The sequence below is a fragment of the Pseudomonas baetica genome (assembly GCF_051216495.1).
GTDB lineage: Bacteria > Pseudomonadota > Gammaproteobacteria > Pseudomonadales > Pseudomonadaceae > Aquipseudomonas > Aquipseudomonas baetica_B.
The window spans coordinates 1-7,741 of sequence record NZ_JBPKAM010000177.1 but is presented as its reverse complement, the minus strand read 5'-3'; the positions used below and the strand labels follow the sequence as shown (position 1 = coordinate 7,741).

General features: G+C 60.4%; 7 protein-coding genes. 2 read left to right on the top strand and 5 right to left on the bottom strand.

Going from position 1 to position 7,741, the window contains the following annotated elements; translation table 11 throughout:
- Positions 1–82: 82 nt before the first annotated feature.
- The 5 genes from ACSFE6_RS30325 to tkt form a co-directional block, all read right to left on the bottom strand.
- Positions 83–415, bottom strand: coding sequence for an MliC family protein (locus ACSFE6_RS30325; RefSeq protein WP_435431057.1), 333 nt, complete (start codon positions 413–415; stop codon positions 83–85).
- Between the two features lie 56 nt (positions 416–471).
- Positions 472–693 carry a hypothetical protein gene (locus ACSFE6_RS30320; protein WP_435431056.1) on the bottom strand — a complete coding sequence of 74 codons (222 nt, stop codon included), beginning with the start codon at positions 691–693 and terminating at the stop codon, positions 472–474.
- Between the two features lie 34 nt (positions 694–727).
- A complete protein-coding gene (locus ACSFE6_RS30315) occupies positions 728–1,891 on the bottom strand; it encodes a phosphoglycerate kinase (protein ID WP_435431055.1) in 1,164 nt (387 codons plus the stop codon).
- Between the two features lie 26 nt (positions 1,892–1,917).
- Positions 1,918–2,976, bottom strand: a complete 1,059-nt coding sequence (gene epd / locus ACSFE6_RS30310; protein ID WP_435431054.1) for an erythrose-4-phosphate dehydrogenase — start codon at positions 2,974–2,976, stop codon at positions 1,918–1,920.
- Positions 2,977–3,128: 152 nt separating this feature from the next.
- Positions 3,129–5,126, bottom strand: coding sequence for a transketolase (gene tkt, locus ACSFE6_RS30305; RefSeq protein ID WP_435431053.1), 1,998 nt, complete (start codon positions 5,124–5,126; stop codon positions 3,129–3,131).
- 265 nt (positions 5,127–5,391) lie between these two features.
- Between tkt and ACSFE6_RS30300 the strand changes: the two genes are divergently transcribed.
- Together ACSFE6_RS30300 and metK are read left to right on the top strand one after the other, a co-directional pair.
- A complete protein-coding gene (locus ACSFE6_RS30300; protein ID WP_435431052.1) occupies positions 5,392–6,387 on the top strand; it encodes an ArsR/SmtB family transcription factor in 996 nt (331 codons plus the stop codon).
- 18 nt (positions 6,388–6,405) lie between these two features.
- On the top strand, positions 6,406–7,596 hold the full coding sequence (gene metK, locus ACSFE6_RS30295) for a methionine adenosyltransferase (protein WP_435431051.1): 1,191 nt from the start codon (positions 6,406–6,408) through the stop codon (positions 7,594–7,596).
- Positions 7,597–7,741 lie beyond the last annotated feature (145 nt).

Genomic DNA, 7,741 nt, shown 5'->3' with positions numbered 1-7,741 from the left:
GCCTTACATTCAACAACGATGTCGTCGCTTGAAGCGCTTTCGCGAGCAGGCTCGCTCCCACATTGATTCCCAGGTGTGTCAGTTATTGCGTCTTACACCCGCGGCCAATCAAATCATTGGTGGCGACCCAGTAAACCAGGCCTTCCTCACCTTTAATGTGAAACGCCAGCATGTTGTCGCTGTACAGCGAACCCGACGCGCCCGGCTCCTGCTTCAAGCGGTAGACCTGATCAGCGCCGCCCAGTCGTACATCGACTTCATTGCGACTGTCGTTGGTGTAGCGCCAAAGCACCTTGGCCTGGCTGTCGCAGGTCCAGGTGGTCCAGTTGTCCACCGGGGCGGACGACTGGAACGGGTTCAAGTTAGTGCACCCGGCCAGCAGTGCCAGCGCCGTAATGGCGATCAATCCTTTCATCCGTGTTCCTCGACTGACGGCGCACGCCGCCAGCCCTGGGTAAAGAGTCAGACCCGTCAAGGACAGCCATGTTCCTTGGCGGGAGTCTGTGTCTCGTATTTGTCCAGGCCTTCAGGCCCGGAGCGCTTGTTGAGCACCGGATTGGTCTCTGCCTGCCAGTCAGCCTGGTAGCAGCCATTATGCGGCGCGGTCGGCCCGGGCTCCGGCGTGGCTTGCGGGTTACTCCCGCACGCCGCCAGCGAACCCGCGACGATCAACAGCGCTAACGTCTTGACCATGTGAACACTCCCTTGCCTGGCCAAACGGGCGGCCTCAGGCCTTGGCCCGGCTTTCCAGGACTTCAACGGCTGGCAACACCTTGCCTTCGACGAATTCGAGGAACGCGCCGCCACCGGTAGAAATGTAGGAGATTTGCTCGGCCACGCCATACTTGTCGATAGCCGCCAGGGTGTCGCCGCCGCCCGCGATGGAGAACGCCGCGCTCTCGGCGATGGCCTGGGCCAGCACTTTGGTGCCGTTCCCGAACTGGTCGAATTCGAACACGCCGACCGGGCCGTTCCACAGGATGGTTTTCGACGATTTCAGCAGTTCGGCGAAATTGGCCGCAGTTTGCGGGCCGATATCCAGAATCATGTCGTCAGCTGCAACGTCGGCGATCAGCTTCACTGTGGCTTCGGCGCTTTCCGCGAACTCTTTGGCCACAACCACGTCCACCGGCAGCGGTACGCTGACCTTGGCGGCGATGGCACGAGCGGTGTCCAGCAGGTCTGGTTCGTACAGCGACTTGCCAACCGGGTGACCGGCAGCAGCCAGGAAGGTGTTGGCGATGCCGCCACCAACGATCAACTGGTCGCAGATCTGGCTCAGGCTGTTCAGCACGTCGAGCTTGGTCGACACCTTGGAGCCGGCAACAATGGCCGCCATTGGCTTGGCCGGTGCACCCAGGGCCTTGCCCAGTGCATCCAGCTCGGCGGCCAGCAGAGGGCCTGCAGCGGCGATTTTGGCGAACTTGGCAACACCATGCGTCGAACCCTCGGCGCGGTGTGCCGTGCCGAAAGCATCCATTACGAACACGTCGCACAGGGCCGCGTATTGCTGGGCCAGTTCATCGGCGTTCTTTTTCTCGCCTTTGTTGAAGCGCACGTTTTCGAACAGCACGATGTCGCCGGCCTTGACGTCGACGCCGCCCAGGTAGTCGGCTACCAGCGGCACTTCACGGCCCAGAGCCTTGCTCAGGTAGTCGGCGACTGGCTTGAGGCTGTTTTCAGCGGAGAACTCGCCTTCGGTCGGACGGCCAAGGTGCGAGCAAACCATCACTGCCGCGCCTTTTTCCAGGGCCAGCTTGATGGTCGGCAGCGAAGCCAGGATTCGCGCATCGCTGGTGACTACACCGTCCTTGACTGGGACGTTGAGGTCTTCGCGGATCAATACGCGCTTACCTTGCAGATCGAGGTCGGACATCTTCAACACGGTCATGGGTCGCACTTCCTGAATAGCTGTTCTTAGAGAGCAGGTTTTTTTGAAATCGCTGTTTGCAGATAGTGCTCTGCAACATCCAGCATTCGGTTGGCAAAACCCCATTCGTTGTCGAACCAGGCCAGGATGTTCACCAGCCGTGGGCCGGAAACGCGGGTCTGACTGGCATCGACGATCGCCGAATGTGGGTCATGGTTAAAATCACAGCTCGCGTGCGGCAACTCGGTATAGGCCAGAAGGCCTTTGAGCGGGCCACTGGTGGCAGCCTCCCGCAGGATCCGGTTGACCTCGGCGGTGTCCGTATCACTGACGGTCTGCATCGTGATATCGAGGCACGACACGTTCACCGTCGGCACACGTACGGCTTTGGCCTGAATTCGCCCGGCAAGTTCCGGCAGCAGGCGTTCGATGCCCCGTGCCAGACCGGTGGACACCGGGATCACCGACTGGAACGCCGAACGGGTGCGACGCAGGTCTTCATGGTGATAGGCGTCTATCACAGGCTGATCGTTCATCGCCGAGTGAATCGTGGTGATCGATACGTACTCCAGGCCAATGGCCTGGTCCAGCAGACGCAGCAGCGGCACGCCACAGTTGGTAGTGCAGGAGGCGTTGGACACCAGCAGCTCATCGCCGGTCAGGCACTCCTGGTTCACGCCGTAGACGATGGTAGCGTCGACATCCGACTCGCTGGCCATCGGCTGGGAAAACAGCACCCGCGGCGCACCGGCATCAAGGAAACGCTGGCCGTCTTCACGGGTGTGATAGGCACCGGAGCATTCCAGCACCAGATCGACGTCCAATGACGCCCAATCGATGCCTTCGGGGGTGGCACTGCGCAGGACCTTCACGCAGTTGCCATTAATATGCAGACAATCGCCGTCGACCTTCACCTCACCGGGAAAACGCCCGTGGGTGGAGTCGAAGCGCGTCAGGTATTCGATACTGGCCATGTCGGCCAGATCGTTGATCGCGACAATTTCAAACCCGGACTTCGCCCCTCGCTCGAACAACGCACGCAAGACGCAACGACCAATCCGGCCGTAGCCGTTGAGTGCAACTTTGTAGGGACGCGGTTGAGGCATGGGGGTTCTCGATTACCGTGGTGAATCTGTCTTTGCAGCGTTGACCGAACCACCGCCTTCGCGAGCAGGCTCGCTCCCACAGGGTCAATGGAGATCCCTGTGGGAGCGAGCCTGCTCGCGAAGGCGGCAGTACGAGCGACACAACTTCTGGATCAGTCTTCCAGCAGCTCTTCAGCCTGACCCAGGATGTTTTCCAAGGTGAAGCCGAATTCTTCGAACAGAGCCGACGCAGGCGCCGATTCGCCGTAGGTGGTCATGCCGATCACGCGACCTTCCAGGCCGACGTACTTGTACCAGAAGTCGGCATGGGCAGCTTCGATGGCGATACGGGCACCGACCTGCAACGGCAGGACCGATTGCTTGTAGCTGGCGTCCTGGGCATCGAACACGCTGGTGCATGGCATGGAAACCACACGCACCTTGCGGCCCTGCTCGGTCAGTTTGTCGAAAGCTTGAACGGCCAGGCCGACTTCCGAGCCGGTGGCGATCAGGATCAGCTCTGGCTCGCCAGCGCAGTCCTTCAACACGTAACCGCCACGGCTGATGTCGGCGATCTGCAGGGCATTGCGGGTTTGATGCTGCAGGTTCTGACGCGAGAAGATCAGGGCCGAAGGACCGTCCTTGCGCTCCAGTGCGTGCTTCCAGCTCACCGCCGATTCAACGGCATCGGCTGGACGCCAGGTGTCGAGGTTCGGCGTGCTGCGCAGGGCCGTCAGCTGCTCGATCGGCTGGTGAGTCGGGCCGTCTTCGCCCAGACCGATGGAGTCGTGGGTGTAGACGTGGATCACGCGCTGCTTCATCAGGGCCGACATACGTACCGCGTTGCGGGCGTATTCCATGAACATCAGGAAGGTCGCGCCGTAAGGCACCAGGCCGCCGTGCAGGGCAACGCCGTTCATGATGGCGGTCATGCCGAACTCGCGCACGCCGTAGTACATGTAGTTGCCACTGGCGTCTTCAGCGCTGACGCCTTTGCAGCCTTTCCACAGGGTCAGGTTGGAACCGGCCAGGTCAGCCGAACCGCCGAGGAACTCAGGCAGCAGCGGGCCGAATGCATTCAGGGCGTTCTGGCTGGCTTTACGGCTGGCGATGGTTTCGCCCTTGGCAGCCACTTCGGCGATGTAGGCATCGGCCTTTTCGCTGAAGTCGGCCGGCAGTTCGCCGCTCAGACGACGAATCAGTTCGTTGGCTTCGGTCGGGAAAGCAGCGGAGTAGGCCGCAAAACGCTGGTCCCACTCGGCTTCCACCGCGCGACCTGCTTCCTTGGCATCCCACTCGGCATAGATGTCGGCCGGGACTTCGAATGGACCGTGGTTCCACTTCAAGGCTTCACGGGTCAGGGCGATTTCAGCGTCACCCAGCGGGGCGCCGTGGCAATCTTCCTTGCCCTGCTTGTTCGGCGAACCGAAACCGATGGTGGTCTTGCAGCAGATCAGGGTTGGCTGCGCGCTTTTGCGGGCGGTCTCGATCGCGATCTTGATCTCTTCCGGATCGTGACCGTCGACATTGCGGATCACTTGCCAGTTGTAGGATTCAAAACGCTTCGGCGTGTCATCGGTAAACCAGCCTTCGACTTCGCCGTCGATGGAGATGCCGTTGTCATCGTAGAAAGCGATCAGTTTGCCCAGACCCAAGGTGCCGGCCAGGGAAGCGACTTCGTGGGAAATGCCTTCCATCATGCAGCCATCACCCAGGAACACATAGGTGTGGTGGTCGACGATGTTGTGGCCTGGACGGTTGAACTGCGCTGCCATGACTTTTTCAGCCAGGGCAAAACCCACGGCGTTGGCCAGGCCCTGGCCCAGTGGACCGGTGGTGGTCTCGACACCCGGGGTGTAGCCGAATTCCGGGTGGCCCGGGGTGCGACTGTGCAGCTGGCGGAAGCTCTTCAGGTCGTCGATGGTGACGTCATAGCCGGTCAGGTGCAGCAACGAGTAGATCAGCATCGAACCGTGACCATTGGACAGCACGAAGCGGTCGCGGTCGGCGAACGATGGGTTGCTCGGGTTGTGCTTGAGGTAGTCGCGCCACAGCACTTCGGCAATATCTGCCATACCCATAGGGGCACCGGGATGGCCGCTGTTGGCTTTTTGCACGGCATCCATGCTGAGGGCACGAATGGCGTTGGCACGCTCACGACGGCTAGGCATCGCTGATCTCCTGGGAATTCTGAAACGAGAGTGAATACGGAAAAAAGGCGAGCATTTTCCCTCACCCGGACGCCTCGGGGCAATGACAGATAGTCATCTGGAGGCGTTTTTCCAATGGATAACGACGGTTTGGGCTGGTGAAACCTTTCCGCCACTCGTTTGTTGACTGAAGCTAACGTTAAGAAGTGCCATCTATCGAGCAATATCAAAACTTTTTGATATTGCTCTTGCGATGCTTCCGGTGCATGACTAGACTGCCGGCCTTATGAATTTACGCGTGCCCTCAATCCGCCATGACGATTGCGATGAGCTGGCAGCCTTGTGCAAGGCAGCCGGGGATCCCCTGCGGTTGAATGTTTTGCGCGCGCTGGCCAACGATTCGTTTGGTGTACTTGAGCTGGCGCAGATCTTCGGCATCGGCCAGTCAGGCATGAGCCATCACCTCAAGGTATTGGCCCAGGCCGATCTGGTGGCGACCCGTCGTGAAGGCAATGCGATTTTTTACCGTCGCGCCCTGCCCCACACCGAATTGATGGGTGGCAAATTGCACGCTGCCCTGCTCGAGGAAGTGGACGACCTGACCTTGCCTGTCGATGTGCAGTCGCGGATCGCTCAGGTCCACGGGCAAAGGGCTGCGGCCAGTCAGGATTTTTTCTCACGGGTCGCGGAAAAGTTTCGCGCCCAGCAAGACCTGATTGCCGGCCTGCCGCAGTACGGCGACAGCGTGATGGCCCTGCTCGACAAGCTGAGTTTCAGCGAAGGCGCGACCGCCATTGAAGTCGGCCCCGGAGACGGTGCCTTCCTGCCGGAATTGGCGCGCCGTTTCACCCGGGTCACAGCGCTGGACAATAGCCAGGCGATGCTCGACCTGGCGCGCCAGGTGTGCGAACGCCAACAGCTGACCAACGTCAGCCTGCAACTGGCCGATGCCTTGAACGGCGTGAACCTCAAGGCCGATTGCGTTGTATTGAACATGGTGCTGCACCATTTCGCCGCGCCGGCCGATGCCCTCAAGCACATGGCCAACTTGCTGCAACCAGGCGGTAGCCTGTTGGTGACAGAGTTATGTAGCCACAACCAGAGTTGGGCCAAGGAGGCCTGCGGTGATCTCTGGCTGGGGTTTGAACAGGACGATCTGGCCCGTTGGGCCACCGCTGCGGGACTCGTTCCCGGGGAAAGCCTCTATGTAGGCTTACGTAATGGTTTCCAGATTCAGGTCCGCCATTTTCAGCGGCCGGCTGGCGACACTCACCATCGGTAATTTCAGGAAAAAATCGAGATGAGCGAATACTCCCTTTTCACCTCCGAGTCCGTGTCTGAAGGGCATCCGGACAAAATCGCCGACCAGATTTCTGATGCGGTGCTGGACGCCATCATCGCTGAAGACAAGTTCGCCCGTGTGGCGTGCGAGACTCTGGTGAAAACGGGCGTGGCCATCATCGCCGGCGAAGTCACCACTTCGGCCTGGGTTGACCTTGAGCAGATCGTCCGTGACGTGATCACCGACATCGGCTACACCAGCTCCGACGTTGGTTTCGACGGTGCGACCTGCGGCGTGATGAACATCATCGGCAAGCAGTCCCCTGACATCAACCAGGGTGTTGACCGCGCCAAGCCGGAAGACCAGGGTGCCGGTGACCAAGGCCTGATGTTCGGCTACGCCAGCAACGAAACCGACGTGCTGATGCCTGCACCGATCACCTTCTCGCACCAGCTTGTGCAAAGGCAAGCCGAAGCCCGCAAATCCGGCCTGCTGCCTTGGTTGCGCCCGGATGCCAAGTCGCAAGTGACTTGCCGTTATGAAGGCGGCAAGGTTGTCGGCATCGATGCTGTTGTTCTGTCGACCCAGCACAATCCGGAAGTGTCGTACACCGACCTGCGCGAAGGCGTGATGGAGCTGATCGTCAAGCATGTGCTGCCTGCCGAACTGCTGTCCAAGGACACTCAGTTCCACATCAACCCGACTGGCCAGTTCATCATCGGTGGCCCGGTGGGCGACTGCGGCCTGACCGGTCGCAAGATCATCGTTGACAGCTACGGCGGCATGGCCCGTCACGGCGGTGGTGCGTTCTCCGGCAAGGATCCATCGAAGGTTGACCGTTCGGCAGCCTACGCCGGTCGTTACGTGGCCAAGAACATCGTCGCTGCCGGCCTGGCCGAGCGCTGCGAGATTCAGGTGTCCTACGCCATCGGCGTCGCTCAACCGACTTCGATCTCGCTGAACACCTTCGGCACCGGCAAAATCAGCGATGACAAGATCATCAAGCTGGTCCGTGAAGTGTTCGATCTGCGCCCATACGCGATCACCAAGATGCTCGACCTGCTGCACCCGATGTACCAGGAAACCGCGGCATACGGCCACTTCGGCCGCATCCCGGGCACCAAGACCGTGGGCGACGACACCTTCACCACGTTCACCTGGGAAAAAACCGACCGCGCCGACGCCCTGCGTTCCGCTGCCGGCCTGTAAGCCTTTCCTGGCTGCACCCAAAGCCCCGCATGGTTTGCCGTGCGGGGCTTTTTATTGCCTTTCGCTTGAGACCGTGTCGCCCTCTTTTTGGGAAGAGGTGAGCTCCCACAGAGAGGGGGGAGGGCATGGTGGGGGAGGAGGGGTG

Bases quoted from the DNA above. Each gene is read 5' to 3' on its own strand.
- ACSFE6_RS30325 (WP_435431057.1), bottom strand. From the start codon at position 415: ATGAAAGGATTGATCGCCATTACGGCGCTGGCACTGCTGGCCGGGTGC.
- ACSFE6_RS30320 (WP_435431056.1), bottom strand. From the start codon at position 693: ATGGTCAAGACGTTAGCGCTGTTGATCGTCGCGGGTTCGCTGGCGGCG.
- ACSFE6_RS30315 (WP_435431055.1), bottom strand. From the start codon at position 1,891: ATGACCGTGTTGAAGATGTCCGACCTCGATCTGCAAGGTAAGCGCGTA.
- epd (WP_435431054.1), bottom strand. From the start codon at position 2,976: ATGCCTCAACCGCGTCCCTACAAAGTTGCACTCAACGGCTACGGCCGG.
- tkt (WP_435431053.1), bottom strand. From the start codon at position 5,126: ATGCCTAGCCGTCGTGAGCGTGCCAACGCCATTCGTGCCCTCAGCATG.
- ACSFE6_RS30300 (WP_435431052.1), top strand. From the start codon at position 5,392: ATGAATTTACGCGTGCCCTCAATCCGCCATGACGATTGCGATGAGCTG.
- metK (WP_435431051.1), top strand. From the start codon at position 6,406: ATGAGCGAATACTCCCTTTTCACCTCCGAGTCCGTGTCTGAAGGGCAT.